Source organism: Mycobacteroides sp. LB1, from assembly GCF_013449725.1.
Lineage (GTDB): Bacteria > Actinomycetota > Actinomycetes > Mycobacteriales > Mycobacteriaceae > Mycobacterium.
The window spans coordinates 17,826-36,852 of record NZ_JACCFF010000002.1; the positions used below are offsets into that span (position 1 = coordinate 17,826).

Below are 19,027 nucleotides of genomic sequence, written 5' to 3' on the forward strand. Positions count from 1 at the left end.
GGCGCGATGGCAACGACATTGATTCGAGGCGGCACCGTGGTAACGGCGACCGGCCGTGGCGACGCGGATGTCCTGGTCGATGGCGAGAAGATCGCGGCGGTTCTGCTGCCGGGCAGCACGGTGCTCGGAGTAGACCTGGCCGGGACCGTCGACACGGTGATCGAGGCAGGCGGCAAGTATGTCATCCCGGGCGGTATCGATGCCCACACCCATATGTCGATGCCCTTCGGCGGGACCACCGCCTCCGATGACTTCGAAACCGGGACCCGGGCGGCCGCCTGGGGCGGCACCACCACCATCATCGACTTCGCGGTGCAGAAATTCGGTGAACGGCTGGAGGATTCACTGCAGACGTGGCACCAGATGGCCGCGGGCCAATGCGCGGTCGATTACTCCTTCCATCAGATCGTGGGCGATGTCAACGACGCATCGTTGACAGCACTGCGTCGCCTGGCCGACGAGGGCATCACCAGCTACAAGATGTTCATGGCGTACCCCGGGGTGTTCTACAGCGATGACGCGCAGATTCTGCGGGCCATGCAGGTCGGCGCCGACACCGGGCTGATGACGATGATGCACGCCGAGAATGGCCCTGCCATAGACGTTCTGGTGGCACAGCTGCTCGCTGCGGGGAAGACCGAACCCTACTACCACGGGATCGCCCGGGCCTGGCAGCTGGAGGAAGAGGCCACACACCGCGCCATCATGCTGTCGAATCTGACGGGTGCGCCGCTGTACGTCGTACACGTCTCGGCGAAACAGGCCGTCGCGCAGCTGGCCGCCGCACGTGACGCGGGCCAGAACGTGTACGGGGAGACCTGCCCTCAATATCTGTACCTGTCCCTGGAGGAAAACCTGGGTGCGCCCGGTTTCGAGGGGGCCAAGTGGGTCTGCTCGACACCGCTGCGCTCCAAACACGAGCACCACCAGGACGAGATGTGGCGCGCGTTGCGCACCAACGACATCCAGATGGTGTCGACCGACCATTGCCCGTTCTGCATGAAGGGACAGAAGGACGTGGGCATCGGTGACTTCTCGAAGATTCCCAACGGGATCGGCTCGATCGAACATCGGATGGACTTGCTATTCCAAGGAGTCGTCGACGGCCGGATCACCGTGGAGCGTTGGGTCGAGATCACCTCGACCACCCCGGCACGGATGTTCGGGCTCTACGGGCGCAAGGGTGTGATCGCCCCGGGTGCCGACGCGGACATCGTTGTCTATAACCCCAACGGGCACACCTCAATCGGGTTGGGCAAGACCCACCACATGAACATGGACCACTCGGCGTGGGAGGGATACGAGATCGACGGGCACGTCGACACCGTGCTCTCCCGCGGAAAGGTGATCGTCGACGGCGACGAGTATCTCGGCAGCAAGGGAGACGGCGCGTTCCTGCGCCGCGACCTGTGTCAATACCTGATCTGACCCGGATCGATAGGGAGGGCCCGCGATGGACTTCGGAGTTGTCCTGCAGTGTGATCCACCGGCGGTACGAACTGTGCAGCTGGCGAAACTCGCGGAGGCCCACGGCTTCAGTCATCTGTGGACCTTCGATTCACACCTGCTGTGGCAGGAGCCCTATGTGCTTTACAGCCAGATTCTGCACGAGACGAGGCGGATTGTCGTGGGGCCCATGGTCACCAATCCGGCAACGCGGGACTGGACCGTCACGGCGTCGTTGTACGCGACCTTGAACGATATGTATGGCAACCGCACGATCTGCGGTATCGGCCGGGGCGATTCGGCGGTGCGGGTGACCGGTGGCGCACCGACGACCCTGGCCACACTGCGCGAATCCATCCATGTCATCAGGGAGCTCGCGAACTCGCGGCCCGTCGAATACCAGGGCGCCACACTGCAGTTCCCGTGGAGCCGGAATTCCGAGCTGGAGGTGTGGGTGGCGGCCTACGGACCCAAAGCCCTGGCTCTGACCGGTGAGTTCGCAGACGGGTTCATCTTGCAGCTTGCCGATATCGATATCGCACGGTGGATGATCGGGGCAGTGCGGGACGCCGCGGTGGCGGCCGGACGTGATCCTGCCGCAGTGCGGATCTGCGTGGCCGCACCCATGTATGTGGGATCGGACTGGGCGCATATGCGCGATCAATGCCGGTGGTTCGGCGGGATGGTGGGCAATCACATCGCCGATATTGTGGCCAGGTATGGCCCCAACGGGCAAGTGCCGCAATCACTTACCGACTACATTGCCGGGCGTGAGGGATATGACTACAACCAGCACGGCCGGGCGGGCAATACCCACGCGGAATTCGTGAGCGACGATATCGTGGATCGCTTCTGTGTGCTCGGCACAGCCGAGGATCACGTCGCCAAGCTGTCAGAGCTCAAGGCGCTCGGGGTGGACCAGTTCGCCGGGTACCTCCAACACGATAACAAGGAAGAGACCCTGCGGGTATACGGGGAAACGGTCATTCCCGCACTGTCGCAACACATCACGGCGAAGAGTCGCTGACGATGGCCGAGAGGCGGCTTGTGCCGGTGACGACATCGGGCAGGTTGAGCAACGAAGACCTGGCGCCGACCACCGCGGCCCAGGCGACCTGGCGCACCTGGGACCTCTTCTGCCTGTGGATGACCTCGGCGCACAGCCTGGGCAGCTACGGCTTCGCCGTGGGCATGCTGGCGCTGGGGCTGACGGGTTGGCAGACCATGCTCGCACTCTTCGCCGGGGTGTTGATGCTCTGGTTCGGGAGCAACCTGATCGGGATAGCCGGCCAGCGGCTGGGGGTGCCCTTCCCGGTTTTCGCGCGCGCCACATTCGGGGTCTTCGGAGCCAACGTGCCGGCATTGCTGCGCGGGCTGGTCGCGATCTTCTGGTACGGGATCCAGACCTACCTGGCGTCGACGGCGGTCATCGTGCTGCTCCTGCGGCTGGATCCGGGGTTGCGGTCGTGGACGGAACCGACCTTCCTGGGCCTACACGCCTTGGGGTGGGCCGCCTTCCTGACCCTGTGGACCGTGCAGCTGCTGATCCTCAATTACGGCATGGAGATCGTGCGCAAGGCGTCCGATGTGGCGGGCCCGGTGGTCTGGATCGGGATGATCGCCCTGGCGATATGGATGCTGGCCAGTGTGGGCTGGAGCATCGATTTCGGTGCCCGCGCCGGTGTCCCGCTGACATCCGGAGCCACGGTGCTGGCATTCACCGGAGTGGCATTCTTGATGGTCGCCTTCATGGCGGGCCCCTTGGTCAACTACGCGGACTTCGCCCGTTTCGCACCGAGCAGGCAGGCGATCCTGCGGGGTAACGCGTTGGGTATTCCGTTCAACGAGACCGCATTCGTGGTGATCTCGATCGTCATTTCGCTTGCCGCGCTGAAGAAGTACGGCAGCGCGATGATCGACCCGGTGAAGCTGGTCGCGGATATCGATTCGGATGCCATCGTGATCGTCGCTGCGATCTTCTTCGCGATCGCGACCGTGGGTATCAACGTGGTGCTCAATTTCGTCTCACCCTCCTACGACATCTCCAATGTCGCCCCGAAATACATCTCATTTCGCACGGGGGGCATCATCACCGCGGTCCTGTCGATCGCGGTGTTGCCCTGGAAAATCTGGGGGAACGAGGCCGCCATCGTGTACTTCCTCGGCGGGGTGGGCGCCTTGATGGGACCGGTGTTCGGGATCCTTGTCGTGGACTACTACCTGCTGCGCGGCCAACGCACGAACACCGCCGACCTGTACTCGGAATCCACCGCCGGTGCCTACTTCTACACCCGCGGGTTCAACCCGGCGGCACTGATCGCGTTGGGTGTTTCTGGTGCGGCGGCGATCGCCATCGCGCTGGTGCCCTCGTCACAGAGCCTGACCGCAGTTTCCTGGCCGGTAGGCGCGCTGCTGGGAGGCGCGCTCATGTACGCGCTGAGTCTGCGGCCGCGTCGGACTAGCCGTGCAGCGCCTTCTTGAGCGCGGCCAGTGACCTGTCGCGCTCCTCGGTGGCCGCGGGCACGATATCGGCGTAGCCGAGGTAGCCGTGGATCATCGTCGGGGCGTTGTGAAGCTCGACCGGCACGCCGGCGCCGCCCAGCAGTTCGGCGTACTTGGCGCCGTCATCGCGGAGCGGATCGAACTGTGCCGTACCGATGAACGCCGGCGCCAAACCTTCGAAGCTCTCGGCCCGGGCCGGGACCAGTGTCGGGCCCGCGGTGGCGGGATTGGTGTCCCCGAGATACCACTTGCTCAGCCCCGCGACGGTCTTGAAGTCCAGGACGGGCGCCTCTGCGTTCTCGATCATTGACGGCAGCGTCGTGTCGAAGGTGGTGGCCGGGTACCACAGCACCTGGAAGACCAATGGAATGTCATTATCGCGTGCCAGCTGCGCCATCACCGCCGACAGATTTCCGCCGGCCGAATCGCCGCCCACAGCAAGGCGGTCCGGGTCGCCACCGATCTCGGCGGCATGCGCGTGCACCCACTGCAGTGCAGCCCAGCAGTCTTCGACCGCGGCCGGGTACGGGTGCTCCGGCGCCAGCCGGTAGTCCACTGACACCACCACGGCATCGGCCTGCACTGCTGCGGCGCGGGCAACTGCATCATGGGTGTCCAGGTCGCCGATAACCCAGCCGCCGCCGTGGATCAACATGAAGACGGGACGCACGCCGCCCTCAGCCGGTGAATAGATGCGTACCGGTATCTCGCCCGCAGGGCCGGGGATCGTACGGTCTTCGATCTTGGCCACTTCGATCCACGGCGGGCGTGCCGTGGCGACGGCCCGATACGCGTCTCTGGACGCCTGCGGACCGTCCGGCGAAACAAGTTGAATCGGAACAGCTTTCAGAATCTTGAGGATAATCGGATCGATGCTCGGTTCGGTGTGCGATGAGCCGCTTGCGTGAAGAGCGACAGAATCGGTCATGGCCTTACCCTAGCGGCACCCTCAGCGACGTCGGGTGCGTCTGCTAGAACCACCAGGTGACTGCGACGCGGGTAGTGGCCGAGCATGAGCCCGTTGCTCGGGTGCTGCCGTTGCTCACCGTGCCGCATCTAGACCGCGAGTTCGACTATCTGGTGTCGGCGGAGCAGTCCGATGATGCCCAGCCGGGGGTTCGGGTGCGGATCCGGTTCCACGGCAGGCTGGTGGACGCAATCCTGCTCGAACGCCGTTCCGAAAGCGACCATCCCGGGAAGCTCGGTTGGCTGGACCGTGTCGTGTCTCCGACTCGAGTGCTGACGCCGGATGTGCGCAGGCTGGTGGATGCGGTGGCGGCCCGCTACGCCGGAACCCGTGCAGACGTGCTGCGGCTGGCCCTGCCGCCCCGCCACGCGCGGGCAGAGCGGGAAACCCGCCCGGCGGCCGATGATTTCGTGGCACCGGCAATCGACGGTTCGGGTTGGGCCCGGTATCAGCGCGGCGAGCGATTCCTCGAGGCGCTGTCGCAGGACCGGGCCGCGCGTGCGGTGTGGCAGGCGCTGCCCGGGGAGGCCTGGACAACCCGCCTGGCCGAGGCCGCGGTGGCGGCGGCGGGCACCGGCAGGGGAGTCCTAGCGGTTGTTCCGGACCAGCGCGATATCGATGCGCTGGCCGCCGAGTGCGTGGAACACATTGGTCCACAACGCGTCATTGCTCTCTCGGCGGAACTGGGCCCTGCCGAGCGGTACCGGCGCTGGCTGGCCATTCTGCGCGGTGACGCGACCGTGGTGATCGGGACCAGGGCCGCGGTGTTCGCGCCGGTGGCCAACCTGGGCCTGGTGATGGTGTGGGACGACGGCGATGACAACCTCTCCGAACCGCGCTCTCCGTATCCGCATGCCCGCGATGTGGCCATGCTGCGTGCGCACCAGCTGCGATGCGCTGCGGTGATCGGTGGATATGCGCGTACCGCCGAGTCTCAGGCGCTCGTCGAGAGCGGCTGGGCACATGACCTGGTTGCTGCCCGTCCGGTGGTGCGGAAGGCCGCCGCCCGCATCAGTGCTCTCGACGACAGCGGGTACGCGCAGGAACGCGATCCCGCGGCGCGGTCGGCACGCCTCCCCACGATCGCGCTGAACGCGGCTCGAGAGGCGCTGAAACGCGGACACTCGGTGCTCGTGCAGGTGCCGCGCCGGGGATACGTGCCGGCATTGGCGTGCACGAAATGCCGGACGGTCGCGCGGTGCCGCCACTGCACCGGCCCACTGGCACTGGACGGCCCAAGTCACACCTCGAGCCCCAGCTGTCGTTGGTGTGGGCGGGTCGATGCCGACCTGCGATGCGGTCGCTGCGGCGCGACCGCGGTGCGTGCCGTGGTGGTGGGCGCCCGCCGGACGGCCGAGGAGCTGGGCAGGGCGCTACCCGGAGTTCCGGTGGTGACGTCCGGCGGCGGCGAGGTGCATGCCATGGTCGCTGGACCGCCGACCCTGGTGGTGTGCACGCCGGGGGCAGAACCCTTGACACCCAACGGGTATGGTGCCGCGTTACTTCTGGACGCCTGGGCATTGCTAGGCCGTCAGGACCTACGCGCCACAGAAGACACCCTGCGGCGATGGATGGCCGCAGCCGCCCTGGTGCGCGGGCGTGAGGAAGGTGGAACGGTGGTTGTCGTCGCCGACGCCGCCCTGCCCACGGTGCAGGCACTCATCCGCTGGGATCCGGTGGGACACGCCGCCGCCGAACTGGCGGCACGCGCCGAGGTGGGGCTGCCGCCGCAGATGCACATCGCGGCCATCGACGGACTCGCCGAAGGGGTCGCCGCCCTCGTCGATTCCGCTGATCTCCCGGAGGGTGCGGAGCTACTGGGGCCGGTCGATCTGCCGGTCGGGGCACGTCGCCCGGCGGGGATATCCGAGGGTGCGGAGGTGGTGCGCATGCTCGTCCGGGTCGAACGTGCCGCGGGGCTGGAGATGGCCGCGGCTTTGCGCCGCGGGGTGGCGACGCTGAGCGCCCGGCGCGAAACCGAACCCGTCAGAGTTCAGATCGATCCGCTACACGTGGGCTGATCTGGCGAATTTCAACCATTTGCGGCGGCGAGACGCGGCGCGTTGGTAACTCCCGTCGCGAATGTCTCCACGATGTAGCCGACGAGCTCATCGCGGGTCATGTGGCGGGTGCTGGTCCACCAATTGATCACCATCAGAATTCCGCCGGTCGCCAGTCGTGACCAGATGGGTGCGATGCACGTCATCTGCTCCGCCGGGAAGATGGCGCGCAGGTGTTCTTCGGTTACCTCGGCGATCAGGTCAAATATGCCGTGATCGAGGCGCTCCTTGGCCGTCAGGTCACGGTCCAGAGCGATGTAGAGCTCGGGCTCCGCAGTGATCCAATCGATCACCAAGTTGGCGAATGCGCGGAGCTGATTGCGGGTTTTGCCGACCATGCCCTCTTGCCAGGACCTGGTGATCACACGGTCGGCGTGGCGCCGGCTCAATGCGCGAAGCAGGTCGGCCTTGGTGGGAAATATCGCGTAGCACGCGGATCGGGCGAACCCGGCCTCCCGCGCCACTTCGGCGATGGAGACGGCGCCCCCACTCTTGCGAATCGCACGTTCGGCGGCGTCGAGCAGTTCCTCTGTGCGCAGTCTGCGATCGTAGGGCGCGCCACTCGGCCGGCCTCGTCCTCTGGTAGCCATCGAAATCATGCTATCGGATGTATCCAGACTGCTTGGCACTATCCTCGGCGAAGCTCGGCACGCGACTGACCGCCCTCAGGTCCAGCCGGGATTCGATGCGGACGACACACCTTTCATAGACTGACGCGGTGCGCATAGTGTTCGCCGGTACTCCGGCCCCGGCGTTGCCGTCGCTGCGAAGGCTGTTGGCCTCCCGTCATGAGGTGGTCGCGGTGTTGACGCGGCCCGACGCGCGTGCGGGGAGAGGACGAGCGTCGGCGGCCTCGCCGGTCGCAGAGCTGGCGCGCGAACACGGGCTGCCGGTGCTCGCGCCATCGCGCCCCAATGACCCTGAATTCATCGGTGAGCTCGCCGAGCTCGATCCCGAGTGCTGCGCCGTGGTCGCCTATGGCGCCTTGCTGAAACCTGAGTTGCTCGCGGTGCCCAGGCACGGTTGGGTGAATCTGCACTTCTCGCTTCTTCCGGCGTGGCGCGGTGCGGCACCCGTACAGGCGGCCATCGCGGCCGGAGATGAGATCACGGGTGCTACCACGTTTCTCATCGAGCCCGCATTGGACAGTGGCCCCGTCTACGGGGTGGTTACCGAACGAATCCGCGCCGCCGACACCGCCGGTGCGCTGTTGGGCAGGCTCGCCGAATCCGGTGCGGGTCTCCTCGAATCGACGATGGACGGGATTGGGGACGGGGCATTGGTGGCGGTTCGGCAGGTGGCCGACGGAGTGAGCAGCGCGTCGAAGATCACCGTCGAGCAGGCGCGTATCCGCTGGGAGCTTCCCTCCCATGCGATCGACCGCCATGTTCGGGCCATGACCCCCGAACCCGGCGCCTGGACAACCATTGGGGAGACTCGAGTGAAGGTTGGACCGATCCGCATGGATATTGACGAGCACAGTGAGCATCTGGATCCGGGCGCTGTCGTGGTGCGCAAGCGCGACGTGTTGGTCGGCACCGGTACCACGGCCGTAGCCCTCAACGAGGTGCAGCCTCAAGGAAAGAAGCTGATGAATGCGGTGGATTGGGCTCGCGGGGCCCGACTCGACGCGGAGGTTCGCGCGCTGTGAGCACACGCCCGCCGCGCCGACGGCCCGACCAGGATTCACGCCCGAGTGAGCGCACCCGCCAGCGGCTCGACCCAGCACGTCAGGCCGCGCTCGACGTGCTGCGCGCGGTGGCGCGTGACGACGCGTACGCCAATCTGGCGCTGCCCGCGCTGTTGCGTGAGCGCGGCATCACCGGTCGCGACGCAGCCTTCGCCACCGAGCTCACCTACGGAACATGCAGGGCCAGTGGCCTTCTCGATGCGGTGATCGCATCGGCCGCGGGACGCTCGATGGACCAGGTGGATGAGGGACTACGTGATCCGTTGCGGCTGGGCGCCTATCAGCTGCTGCGGACTCGCGTCGAACCCCACGCCGCGCTCTCGACCACCGTGGACGCCGTAGCCGTCGAATTCGAGGCGGGCAGAGCCGGTTTCGTCAATGCGGTACTGCGGACGATCTCGCGTCGCGATGAGCGGGAATGGGTGGACGAGTTGGCCCCGCCGGAGTCGGACCGTATCGGACGGCTCGCCTTCGCGACCGCACACCCCCGGTGGATCGCTCAAGCGTTCTCCGATGCGCTCGGCCCGGCGAGTTCGGAGCTCGGCGAGGTGCTCGCCAGCGACGATGAGCGCCCGGTCGTTCACCTCGCTGCACGTCCGGGCCATATCGACGCGTTAACACTGGCCGACGAGGTGGGTGGCACCGTTGGCCGCTACTCGCCTTATGCGGTGTACCTGCCCGGTGGAAACCCGGGCCGGCTGGAGTCCGTGCGCGACGGCCTGGCACAGGTGCAGGACGAAGGCAGCCAGCTGGTCGCGCGTGCGACCGCACTGGCTCCACTGGAAGGCGCCGACACGCAATGGCTCGACCTGTGCGCGGGGCCGGGCGGCAAGACCGCGCTGCTGGGCGCGCTGGCCGCGGAGCATGGTGCCCAGGTGACCGCCATCGAGATCGCCCCGCATCGCGCCGCGTTGGTGGCCACTGCCACGAAATCCTTGCCGGTGACGGTGCTCACCGTGGATGGGCGGGAGAGCGGGTTGCCTGCCGCGTCCTTCGACCGAGTACTGGTGGACGCGCCGTGCACCGGCCTGGGCGCGTTGCGCCGCCGCCCCGAGGCGCGCTGGCGTCGTCAACCGGGGGATATCCCGGAGCTGGTCAAGCTGCAACGCGAATTACTTTTCAGCGCAATCGAATTGACTCGACCAGGTGGCATTATCGTGTACAGCACCTGTTCGCCGCACCTGGCGGAGACAGTGGGCGTGGTATCGGATGCGGTGCGGCGTCACCCGGTGACCGCCGAAGACGCCCGTGCGGTGTTCCCCGGTGTGGACGGGCTCGGGGGCTCCGACGCGGTGCAGCTGTGGCCGCACCGACATGGCACCGATGCCATGTTCACCGCCCTGCTGCGCAAACACGCATGAAGCGGCACATAAGCTGAGAGCTGTGTCTGACTCTCTCCGCGCTCCCATGATCGCCCCGTCGATCCTGTCCGCCGATTTCGCACGTCTCGCCGACGAGATGGCGGCCGTGACGGGAGCCGACTGGCTACACGTGGACGTGATGGATGGGCATTTCGTGCCGAACCTGACGCTGGGGCTGCCCGTTGTCGACAGCCTGCTGGCCGCAACCGATATCCCCATCGACTGCCATCTGATGATCGATAACCCGGATCGTTGGGCACCGGGATATGCCGAGGCCGGTGCGTACAACGTGACGTTCCACGCCGAGGCCACGGACAATCCCGTCGCCGTCGCCCGCGATATCCGCGCCGCGGGCGCCAAGGCCGGCCTCAGCATAAAACCGGGTACGCCTTTGGACCCATATCTAGAGGTGCTCAAGGACTTTGACACGCTGCTGGTGATGTCGGTCGAACCCGGATTCGGCGGGCAATCCTTCATCGCAGGCGTGCTGGACAAGGTGCGTGCGGTGCGTAAGCTCGTCGATTCGGGTGAGCTCACCGTGCTCGTGGAGATCGACGGCGGCATCAACGCCGATACCATCGAGCAAGCCGCCGAGGCAGGTGTCGACTGTTTCGTCGCGGGTTCGGCGGTCTACGGTGCGCAGGACCCCGAAGCGGCGGTGCGGGCTCTGCGTGAGCAAGCCGCCAGGGCAGCAGCACATTCGGCTCGCTGATATGACCGATCCGATCGGTCTCGACGCCGCCATGGATCTCGCGATCCGGGCCGCCGAAGAGGTCAAGGGCAGCACGTACCCGAATCCGCCTGTTGGCGCGGTGATCCTGGATGGGGCGGGGGCAGTCGTTGGCGTGGGCGGGACGCGGCCGCCCGGGCAGGAGCATGCCGAGGTGGTGGCACTGGCCCGGGCCGGCGACGCCGCGGCGGGCGGTACCGCCGTCGTGACCCTGGAACCGTGCAATCATCAGGGGCGAACCGGGCCATGTGTGGATGCGCTTGTCGTGGCGGGTATTTCACGTGTTGTCTACGCCGTCGCCGACCCTAATCCGCAAGCATCCGGTGGAGCCGAGCGCCTGCGCACGTTGGGTGTCGAGGTCCTCGACGGTGTCGGCGCTGACCGTGTCGCCGTGGGACCGCTACGGGAATGGCTGCACAAACAGCGCACCGGGCGTCCCCACGTCACGTGGAAGTACGGTGCCAGTGTCGACGGCCGAAGCGCCGCCAACGACGGCACCAGCCAATGGATCACCAGCGAGCAGTCGCGGGCCGATGTGCATCGGAGGAGGGCGTTCGCCGATGCCGTTCTGGTGGGCACCGGCACGGTATTCGCGGACGACCCGCAGCTCACCGCACGCACCCCCGATAACGTGCTACTTCCGCATCAGCCGCTGCGGGTCGTCGTCGGCATGCGTGAGGTCTCCTCGGACGCAAAGGTTTTGAACGACGACTCGCACACCATGGTGATCCGGACCCACGACCCGGCCGAGGTGCTTGCGGCACTGGGGGATCGCACCGACATCATCCTGGAAGGCGGGCCGACATTGGCCGGGGCCTTCCTGCGTGCCGGCCTGGTGGACCGGATCTTGGCCTATCTTGCGCCGATGCTGTTGGGCGGCAACGTCCCCGCCGTCGGGGATATCGGCGTCACCACCCTGTCACGCGCGCTGCGCTGGGAGTACGACGATATCGAGCGGATGGGGCCCGATGTGCTACTCAGTCTCGTTCCCCGACTTACGATGTGAACCAACGAATATCGCGATCACCGCGCCCAATAGACAGATGATTGCCGTGGCCCGGAACATCTCGCTGTACTCGAGGCTGTAGGCCTGGACGAACCTATCGGCGAGCCGTTGCACATCAAGGAGGCTCGGCTTTTCGGGCTTGGGTTCCTTGGCGGTCAGCTCGTCGAAGATCTGGTAGAAGCGGTGAATACCCCAGCCTCCGAGGGCCGCCATCCCGATCAGCATGCCTGTCATCCGTGCCACCACCACGAGCGCCGACGCGATGCCGTGCTGTGCGGCCGGCACCACGCGTAGCGCAGCCGAGGACAGCGGGCCAATTACCAGGCCGAGGCCGATACCGGCGACAGCCAGGTCCACATCCAGCCGGGGCAACGTGATGAATCCGAAATTGTGCACGGCTGCCAACACGTCCACTGGCCAGCCGGATATCAAGTGGTACCCGAACGCGGCGATCAGCAGGCCGCCAACTGCGATGATCCTGTCGCCGAACCGGGTCGCGAGCCAGCCGCCGACGATCGCACCGATCGGCAGCGCGACCAGGAACCGTGACAGCAGGAACACGGCATCGGCCTTGTTCATCCCCAGCACACCCTGGCCCAGCAGCTCGACGTTGACCAGCGTCACCATGAGGGCTGCGCCAGCGGCCAGGGAAGCAGCCAGTGCCGCTAGGAACGGGCCGATGCGAACCCCTTCGGGGCTGATCAGCCGGGTCTTGGCGCGCCATTCCCACAGGATGAAGGCGAGGAACGCGACCGCGGATGCTGTGAGTACCGGCAGTGCCCATGTGGGTAGCGCGGACACCTTGGGGTCCGGGCTGTAGAGGCCTACTACCAGCAGGCCCAACGCGATGGCCAGTAGTGCGCCGCCGACGATGTCCACCTTTGGACGGTTCGGATCCTGCTGGTGTGCGGGGACGCTGAACTGGACTAGCACGATGGCGATGATCGCCAGCGGCACATTGACCCAGAAGATGCTGGTCCACGTGCCGAACAGCCATACACACAACACGCCGTATAGCGGCCCCAGGACGCTGCCGAGTTCTTGGGCGGCACCGATCCCGCCGAGGACCGTCGCACGATCGCGTTTGGCCCACAGATCGGCACCCAGAGCCAGGGTGACCGGCAACAGGGCACCGCTCGCCACACCCTGGATGACCCGGCCCGCGACCAGCATCGTGAGATCGGTGGACATCGCGGTGACGACAGAACCGATCGCGAAACCTGCGAGAGCCACTTGCAGGATCAGGCGGCGGCCGAATCGGTCGGAGGCCTGACCCAGCAGCGGCATCGCGGCGATATAGCCCAGGAGGTACCCGGTAACGATGGGAGTGACCTGCTGGACGTTGTTCAGCGCGATGCCGACACTGGTCATGATGTCGGTGATGACGCTGACCACGACATAGGTGTCGAGGGCACCCAACAGCACCGCCAGGCCTCCGGCGCCGATCGCGATGCTGCGATGCCGCAGCGGGAGGCTGGTGTCCTGGGTAGTGGTGGTCACGAGGCCGGCTTGTCGACCGTGACCGGCTTGCCCCAGTCGGACAACGACATCTCAATGGTGTTGCCCGGGGACGTGTCGACGCTGATCTTGGTCAGTGTGTGATTGCCGTCCTTCTGGATCCACGCCTTGCCCGGGATGTCGGAGGTGAGCTTGGAGCCGGCGAAGGTGTTGATGGCGTCCTTACCCACCGTCCCGGTCACGAGAACCGAATCGACACCGTCGACGGTCTCGGTCTTCTCAGACTTGGCGCCGGTGAAGTTCGACAGCAGGTTGGCCAACCCCTTGTTGGGATCCAGGATGATCCCGACGTCGTACACCTCCTTAACGGGTCCCATGCTCGTGTAGGCGCTGGTGAGTTGGGCGAACAACTCGCCGTCGACCACGACGAAAGGCAGCTCCAGTCCGCCGGTCTTGGCGGTGCCCTTGGCGGCCACTGCCGGTGTGGTGGTCAGATCGCCGGTGAGTTCGGAGAGCTTGAGGGTTGGCTTGTCGCCGGTGACCTTGAGCACGAGGTGTGTGCTCGTCTGTGTCTTGGTGGTGGCTGCTGACTCACTAAGGAGTGTGGCGGCCTCGGGCAAATTGACGTCGGCCTTCTCGGTCTTGGAGCAGCCGGCAAGGGCGATGGCGGCGATGGCGACGGGGATAAGGGCGAGGCGGATGCGGTTGCGCATGCGTCCGATCGTAGAGGCTGAGCGCTACCCCTGGGAGGCTCGCGACACGTCGACGTTGCTGGTGATGAAATTGACACCCCAGCAATCCGGCGCCATGCTCGTTTGCAGGGCGGGATTGTCAACCGAGGGCTGGTTGTTGTGAAAAACGTGAGCAGAGCTCTGGCATGTGGTGTGTCCGCGGTCGCCGCGGCTGCTGGCATTCTTGTTGCTTTACCTGCGCTTTCGGCCGCCGATCCAGCTGCTGAAACTCCTCCCAAGATTGTCGCTTTCCCGGGCATGTCGATTGTCCAGGGGGACAGCCGTTGCACCCTCGGCTACGTCGATCCGGCATCCCGAATTGGCCTGACCGCGGGCCATTGCAATGCGACCGGTGCTGTCACCGACCTCGGCGGGAACCGTATCGGTGAGGTGCTGTTGATGAGCCGTAACCTGCCAACCGGCGGGGCCATCGGCCCCGGTGATGTGGTGTCGGACTACGAGGGCATCTCGTTTGCACCCGGAGTGGCGCTGAGCAGCATCTTGCCCAATGGGGTTGCGCTGCGGATGGCGCAGAACGCCGGGCCGGAGCCGGGGCTCCCGGTATGTCTGATGGGATCGGTGTCCGGCGAGACGTGTGGCAAGGTCGACTCGATCAACAACGGTTGGTTCACCATGACGGATGTCGGTGGGCAACACGGTGATTCGGGCGGTCCGGTGTACACCGTCACTCAGCCCGGCCAGGCGCTGCTGGTGGGTATCTACTCGCTGCGATGGGGCGGAAAGCCTGCGGCGATGTCTTGGTCGGCGATCTCGGCTCAGATGCAATCGCAGTTGGTACCCGAGATTCCGGCCGCCGGACCAGGTAATGGCGGTCCTGAGCTGCCTGCCGTGCCTGTCGCGTCGGCGGCTCCCGCGGCGTCCTAGGCTTCCTCGGCTCATTTTCGCATTCGCATAGAGCGCGTTGCGCTTTCCATTCTGGTACTGTGGCGCCGTTCTGGGGCCATTCAGAAATTTGCTGAGCCTTCAGAAATTCCACAATGTCAACCATTGTGATCACGCTGAATTTGGAAGGCTGACATGAAACGCATTGCTATTGCTCTCGCCGTACTTGCGACAGCGATGGGCGGTGTCGCGTGCTCTGCTGGCGATGGCCAAGGTGGAAACATCGTGCGTATCGGCACAACGGAGGCCGGGAAGGAGTCCTGGGATGTCTTGGTGGATGAGGCGGGCAAGGCGGGAATCAAGCTCGTCACCACCAACTTCACGGACTACAGCCAGCCGAACGTGGCCCTCACTCAGAAGCAGATCGATGTGAATCTATTTCAGCATCTTCGTTTCCTGGGTGAATACAACGTCGCTGACAATGCAACGCTAACGCCGGTCGGTGCCACCTATATCGTGCCACTCGGTCTCTATTCGCAGAAACACAAGGCAATCACGGATATCCCGCAGGGCGGGCAGATCGCCATCCCCAACGATCCGCCCAATCAGGCGCGAGCTCTGTTCGTGTTGAAGGCGGCCGGGCTCATTGTGCTCAAGGGTGGACGCACGACACCGAGCACCGCCGATATCGACAAGGGGGCATCCAGGGTCACCGTCACCTTGGTAGACGCGGCGCAGACGGCGTTGTCGCTCAAGTCGATCGACGGCGCCGTCATCAACAACACCTATCTAGCGCAATCGAATATCGATCCGAAAAGCGCGCTCTACGCCGACGATCCGGCGAGCCCGGGCGCGGAGCCATATATCAACGTCATCGTGTCGCGCGCCGAGGAGAAGGACAACCCCACGTACCAAAGGCTTGTGGAGGTCTTCCATTCCCCGGCCGTCACCGAGGCATATGCCAAGGAAAGCAAGGGAACTCAGCTCACGGTGACAAAGAGTGGCCAGGACTGCGCCGCGATCCTGGCAAGGATCGAACAGCAGATCCGTGCCGAGAAATGACCGACGAGGCGCCGCTCATCCGGTTCGAGAACGTCACTAAGACCTTTCGGGTGGGCAAGAAGACGGTCACCGCGGTCGACGATGTGTCACTCGACATCGCGGCGGGTGAGGTATTCGCCATGATCGGCTATTCGGGGGCGGGTAAGAGCACGCTCGCACGGCTCATCAATGGACTGGAACGGCCCACCTCTGGTCGCGTCGTGGTGGATGGCGCCGAGGTGAGTGCACTGGGGGAGCGCGCATTACGGCATCTACGTGCCGATGTCGGCATGATCTTTCAACAGTTCAACCTGTTCCGGTCCCGCACCGTCGCGGGAAACATCGCTTATCCGCTGCGGGTAGCCGGATGGGCCGCCGAGAAGCGCAATGCGCGGGTTGCCGAGCTGCTGGAGTTCGTTGGACTGGCCGATAAGGCGAAGAGCTATCCGGATCAGCTTTCCGGTGGACAAAAGCAACGGGTGGGCATCGCTCGAGCCCTGGCGACATCACCGTCGATTCTGTTGGCCGACGAGGCCACCAGTGCCCTGGACCCCGAAACCACCGGCGACGTGTTGCGACTCCTTCGCGCAGTCAACAACGAGTTCGGGGTGACCATCGTGGTGATCACCCATGAGATGGACGTGGTGCGCACCGTTGCCGATCGCGTCGCGGTCCTCGCCGATGGGAGGGTTGTGGAGGTGGGAAGCGTGTTCGATGTGTTCTCCACGCCGCAGAGTGAGGCCGGGAAGCGTTTCGTTGGCACGGTGCTGCAGAACACCCCGAGTGTCGAGGACGTCGCGCGAATTACCCAGCGGCACAAGGGCAGTATCGTCTCGGTCGAGATCAGCGAGGGTGTACAGATCGGCCCGGCGCTGGCACGCGCGACGGGGCTTGGGGTGCGTTTCGAGTTGGTGTACGGAGGCATCACCACCCTGCAGTCGCGCTCCTTCGGCAATCTCACGCTCGAACTCGAAGGGCCCGATGATCAAGTGGCGCAGATTATCTCTGATTTCTCCGCGGTGACGACGGTTCAGCGGGTGACGCGGTGACGACGAATTGGGAGCGGTTGCGACCGCAGCTGTTCGAGGCCTTCGGTGACACGCTGTACATGGTGTCGATCACTCTGGTGGTGGGCGGCATCATCGGGTTGGGGTTGGGAGTCCTGTTGTACACCACAAGATCTGGCGGGCTGCTGCAGAACCGGGCACTGCATGCGCTGCTCAATGTGGTGGTCAACATCGTCCGGCCCATACCGTTCGTGGTGTTGATCGCAGCCCTCGGGCCGATCACGCTCGGGGTGGTGGGGACGACGATCGGTACCACCGCCGTGGTCTTCGTGATGATAGTCGCGGCATCGTTCGCGATCGCCCGCATTGTCGAACAGAACCTGGTGACCATCGATCCCGGGGTCATCGAGGCCGCGCGTGCCGTCGGTGCAGGCCCGCTGCGCATCATCACGACGCTATTGGTGCCAGAGGCGTTGGGGCCGTTGATCCTCGGATACACGTTTGTGCTCATCGGCATCGTCGACATGTCCGCGATGGCGGGTTTGGTGGGCGGCGGTGGCCTAGGCGACTTCGCGATCGTGCAGGGCTACCAGCGCTTCAATTGGCAGGTGACGATCGTGTCAACCGTCATCATCATCGCGCTGGTCCAAGCGGCCCAGTTCTTCGGAAACTATCTGGCGCGCAAGGCGCTTCGGCGATAGTTACGCGGGGGGTGTCGGTACGGGCGGTGCTGCCGGCGCAGGGGGTGCGCCGGGTGTGGGAGGAGCGCCCTCGGGTGCCTCGGGCGGGGTCCAGTGCCACTGATCCGGGGCCGGTCCCTGCGAGTCATCACCCAGGCCGGGGATGCGTGTGCCGGGAGGTGGGGCGGTACCAGGCAACGGCTGGTTAAGCGATTCCTTGGTTCCTCGCCCTACGATGCCACCTCGCCATTGGCCGTCCTGAACACCGCGCACGAGCCGCCCCAGGTAGTCGCCGCCCGAGATATCGGCGCTCTCTTCTCCGGGGTTGACCCCATAGATCTCGCCCTTGCCGGGCTCTGCGGGCTTGAGGTTCTGCGGCAACAGGTACTGGTTGTTCAGCGCCCTGGTGTTCGGAGCGATGACGGGAGCATTGGCCGCCGGTGCCGCCGGTACCGGGTTCTGGCCAATCAGGTTGGGGTTACCCACGATGGCGAGGTTGCCGGGTAAGCCGCCGATACCCTGCTCGGTTCCGGACAGAGCGAGTGGATTGCCGATTTGCGATGCCGGCGGTGGTTCCGGCGGGCCGGGCGGACCCGGCGGGGGAGGTGCGGCCGCGGGCACCGGCGCCGGGTCTGGTTCCCCGGGATCGGCGGCGGCGGTGGCCGCCGAGGCGAGCAGCGCACTGGCGGCAAGGGCCGCAGCCACCCCGATCTTCACGATGGACGGACGATCGGGGTTCCTCATGGCTGCGTCTCCTCTTGTACTGAATGCGGTTCGGACGGTCTAGCTAGACGGTCTTCGTGACGCCGTAGTAGGCGACGATATCGTCGTTGTCCTTCGACGAGCTGGTCAGCACGGCGTACGAACGCAGGAACGACTGTCCGATGCAACCGTCGATCTTGATGTGCACGTCCTTGAGGGTGATACGCGCTTCGCTGCCCTTGTACTTCTTCTTGTCGACCGAGACGTTGATGACCTCACCGGGCTGGGGGTGCACCTCGATCTGGCCCTGGATGGGCATACCGACGCTGGTGAGACCTGCGGTGCCGAGGCCGGCAGTAAGACTGATCGAGCCATTCAGCTTGACGGTGTTCAGGCTGATGCCGCAACCAATCTGGTAGCCGGCTTCTAGGGTTCCACCGGACAGCTTGCTGCTGCCGCCCTTCGCCGAGCCGGTGAACGTGCCACCGGCGAGGTATTCGCGGGACGAGGCGGCGGTGGTCAGCGGCGGGATGGGCAGCTGGGTCTCATCCTTGGCGCCCACGCTGAGTACCCAGCCGTCGGGGGTCTTAACGGTGCCCGGGTCCTCGGAGCCCACAACGCCGTTGTCGGGCGGCGGGCCGTCTGCGGGCGGCGGGGCGTCTGCCACGGGCTGCACGGGTGGTGGGTCGTCTGGGTCCGCCAGAGCGAGCGGCGCCGATGCGGCGAGTGCGCACGCGGCGGTCAGGGTGACGAGACTCTTGAACATGGGAGTGAGGCCTCTCGTGGTCTTTGGCATTGGGGTG

The 19,027-nt window shown here is 65.4% G+C and carries 18 protein-coding genes; 12 read left to right on the forward strand and 6 right to left on the reverse strand.

Going from position 1 to position 19,027, the window contains the following annotated elements; genetic code table 11:
- The first annotated feature begins 6 nt into the window (after positions 1–6).
- From hydA to MLB1_RS10840, 3 genes are read left to right on the forward strand one after another with little or no spacing between them, the layout of a single operon-like run.
- Positions 7–1,428 carry a dihydropyrimidinase gene (gene hydA, locus MLB1_RS10830; protein ID WP_180749845.1) on the forward strand — a complete coding sequence of 474 codons (1,422 nt, stop codon included), beginning with the start codon at positions 7–9 and terminating at the stop codon, positions 1,426–1,428.
- Positions 1,429–1,453: 25 nt separating this feature from the next.
- The gene (locus MLB1_RS10835; RefSeq protein WP_180749846.1) at positions 1,454–2,473 is read left to right on the forward strand and encodes a TIGR03842 family LLM class F420-dependent oxidoreductase; all 1,020 of its coding nucleotides are present in this window, start codon (positions 1,454–1,456) and stop codon (positions 2,471–2,473) included.
- 2 nt (positions 2,474–2,475) lie between these two features.
- Positions 2,476–3,927: an NCS1 family nucleobase:cation symporter-1 gene (locus tag MLB1_RS10840; RefSeq protein ID WP_180749847.1), complete on the forward strand. Its 1,452-nt coding sequence runs from the start codon at positions 2,476–2,478 to the stop codon at positions 3,925–3,927.
- On the opposite strand, the gene MLB1_RS10845 is transcribed toward MLB1_RS10840, so the two are convergent.
- Entirely contained in the window at positions 3,905–4,876 is a 972-nt protein-coding gene (locus MLB1_RS10845) for an alpha/beta hydrolase (RefSeq protein WP_180749848.1), read from the reverse strand. The two genes, MLB1_RS10840 and MLB1_RS10845, sit on opposite strands and share 23 nt — an antisense overlap.
- A 56-nt stretch (positions 4,877–4,932) precedes the next feature.
- On the opposite strand from MLB1_RS10845, the gene MLB1_RS10850 reads away from it, so the two are divergent.
- On the forward strand, positions 4,933–6,936 hold the full coding sequence (locus tag MLB1_RS10850) for a primosomal protein N' (RefSeq protein ID WP_180749849.1): 2,004 nt from the start codon (positions 4,933–4,935) through the stop codon (positions 6,934–6,936).
- Between the two features lie 11 nt (positions 6,937–6,947).
- On the opposite strand, the gene MLB1_RS10855 is transcribed toward MLB1_RS10850, so the two are convergent.
- A complete protein-coding gene (locus tag MLB1_RS10855; protein ID WP_180750324.1) occupies positions 6,948–7,514 on the reverse strand; it encodes a TetR/AcrR family transcriptional regulator in 567 nt (188 codons plus the stop codon).
- 179 nt (positions 7,515–7,693) lie between these two features.
- Here MLB1_RS10855 and fmt point away from each other — a divergent pair, with 179 nt between their 5' ends.
- Genes fmt through ribD form a run of 4 tightly spaced genes read left to right on the forward strand, consistent with a single transcriptional unit; the run spans position 7,694 to position 11,762 of the window.
- Entirely contained in the window at positions 7,694–8,626 is a 933-nt protein-coding gene (gene fmt, locus MLB1_RS10860; RefSeq protein WP_180749850.1) for a methionyl-tRNA formyltransferase, read from the forward strand.
- Positions 8,623–10,026: a transcription antitermination factor NusB gene (locus MLB1_RS10865; RefSeq protein WP_180749851.1), complete on the forward strand. Its 1,404-nt coding sequence runs from the start codon at positions 8,623–8,625 to the stop codon at positions 10,024–10,026. The genes fmt and MLB1_RS10865 overlap by 4 nt, the downstream gene beginning before the upstream one ends.
- 46 nt (positions 10,027–10,072) lie before the next feature.
- Positions 10,073–10,738, forward strand: coding sequence for a ribulose-phosphate 3-epimerase (gene rpe / locus MLB1_RS10870; protein ID WP_180750325.1), 666 nt, complete (start codon positions 10,073–10,075; stop codon positions 10,736–10,738).
- 1 nt (position 10,739) lies between these two features.
- Positions 10,740–11,762: a bifunctional diaminohydroxyphosphoribosylaminopyrimidine deaminase/5-amino-6-(5-phosphoribosylamino)uracil reductase RibD gene (gene ribD, locus MLB1_RS10875; RefSeq protein WP_180749852.1), complete on the forward strand. Its 1,023-nt coding sequence runs from the start codon at positions 10,740–10,742 to the stop codon at positions 11,760–11,762.
- Here ribD and MLB1_RS10880 read toward each other — a convergent pair.
- Entirely contained in the window at positions 11,730–13,262 is a 1,533-nt protein-coding gene (locus MLB1_RS10880; protein WP_371750605.1) for an MFS transporter, read from the reverse strand. The two genes, ribD and MLB1_RS10880, sit on opposite strands and share 33 nt — an antisense overlap.
- Complete coding sequence (locus MLB1_RS10885; protein WP_180749853.1) at positions 13,259–13,933, reverse strand: LppX_LprAFG lipoprotein; 675 nt, start codon at positions 13,931–13,933, stop codon at positions 13,259–13,261. The genes MLB1_RS10880 and MLB1_RS10885 overlap by 4 nt, the downstream gene beginning before the upstream one ends.
- A 171-nt stretch (positions 13,934–14,104) precedes the next feature.
- Here MLB1_RS10885 and MLB1_RS10890 point away from each other — a divergent pair, with 171 nt between their 5' ends.
- The 4 genes from MLB1_RS10890 (at position 14,105) to MLB1_RS10905 (ending at position 17,543) form a co-directional block, all read left to right on the forward strand.
- The gene (locus MLB1_RS10890) at positions 14,105–14,836 is read left to right on the forward strand and encodes a hypothetical protein (RefSeq protein ID WP_180750327.1); all 732 of its coding nucleotides are present in this window, start codon (positions 14,105–14,107) and stop codon (positions 14,834–14,836) included.
- A gap of 153 nt (positions 14,837–14,989) precedes the next feature.
- Positions 14,990–15,856, forward strand: coding sequence for a MetQ/NlpA family ABC transporter substrate-binding protein (locus tag MLB1_RS10895; RefSeq protein ID WP_180749854.1), 867 nt, complete (start codon positions 14,990–14,992; stop codon positions 15,854–15,856).
- Positions 15,853–16,884: a methionine ABC transporter ATP-binding protein gene (locus MLB1_RS10900; protein ID WP_180749855.1), complete on the forward strand. Its 1,032-nt coding sequence runs from the start codon at positions 15,853–15,855 to the stop codon at positions 16,882–16,884. The genes MLB1_RS10895 and MLB1_RS10900 overlap by 4 nt, the downstream gene beginning before the upstream one ends.
- Entirely contained in the window at positions 16,881–17,543 is a 663-nt protein-coding gene (locus MLB1_RS10905) for a methionine ABC transporter permease (RefSeq protein ID WP_180749856.1), read from the forward strand. The genes MLB1_RS10900 and MLB1_RS10905 overlap by 4 nt, the downstream gene beginning before the upstream one ends.
- On the opposite strand, the gene MLB1_RS10910 is transcribed toward MLB1_RS10905, so the two are convergent.
- A complete protein-coding gene (locus MLB1_RS10910) occupies positions 17,544–18,266 on the reverse strand; it encodes a hypothetical protein (protein WP_255485822.1) in 723 nt (240 codons plus the stop codon).
- A 43-nt stretch (positions 18,267–18,309) separates the two neighbouring features.
- Entirely contained in the window at positions 18,310–18,990 is a 681-nt protein-coding gene (locus MLB1_RS10915; RefSeq protein WP_180750329.1) for an MspA family porin, read from the reverse strand.
- Positions 18,991–19,027: the final 37 nt, after the last annotated feature.

Coding starts and splice junctions, on each gene's coding strand:
- MLB1_RS10885 (WP_180749853.1), bottom strand. CDS start 13,933: ATGCGCAACCGCATCCGCCTCGCCCTTATCCCCGTCGCCATCGCCGCC.
- MLB1_RS10900 (WP_180749855.1), top strand. CDS start 15,853: ATGACCGACGAGGCGCCGCTCATCCGGTTCGAGAACGTCACTAAGACC.
- rpe (WP_180750325.1), top strand. CDS start 10,073: ATGATCGCCCCGTCGATCCTGTCCGCCGATTTCGCACGTCTCGCCGAC.
- MLB1_RS10840 (WP_180749847.1), top strand. CDS start 2,476: ATGGCCGAGAGGCGGCTTGTGCCGGTGACGACATCGGGCAGGTTGAGC.
- ribD (WP_180749852.1), top strand. CDS start 10,740: ATGACCGATCCGATCGGTCTCGACGCCGCCATGGATCTCGCGATCCGG.
- MLB1_RS10845 (WP_180749848.1), bottom strand. CDS start 4,876: ATGACCGATTCTGTCGCTCTTCACGCAAGCGGCTCATCGCACACCGAA.
- hydA (WP_180749845.1), top strand. CDS start 7: ATGGCAACGACATTGATTCGAGGCGGCACCGTGGTAACGGCGACCGGC.
- MLB1_RS10910 (WP_255485822.1), bottom strand. CDS start 18,266: ATGAGGAACCCCGATCGTCCGTCCATCGTGAAGATCGGGGTGGCTGCG.
- MLB1_RS10895 (WP_180749854.1), top strand. CDS start 14,990: ATGAAACGCATTGCTATTGCTCTCGCCGTACTTGCGACAGCGATGGGC.
- MLB1_RS10835 (WP_180749846.1), top strand. CDS start 1,454: ATGGACTTCGGAGTTGTCCTGCAGTGTGATCCACCGGCGGTACGAACT.
- MLB1_RS10915 (WP_180750329.1), bottom strand. CDS start 18,990: ATGTTCAAGAGTCTCGTCACCCTGACCGCCGCGTGCGCACTCGCCGCA.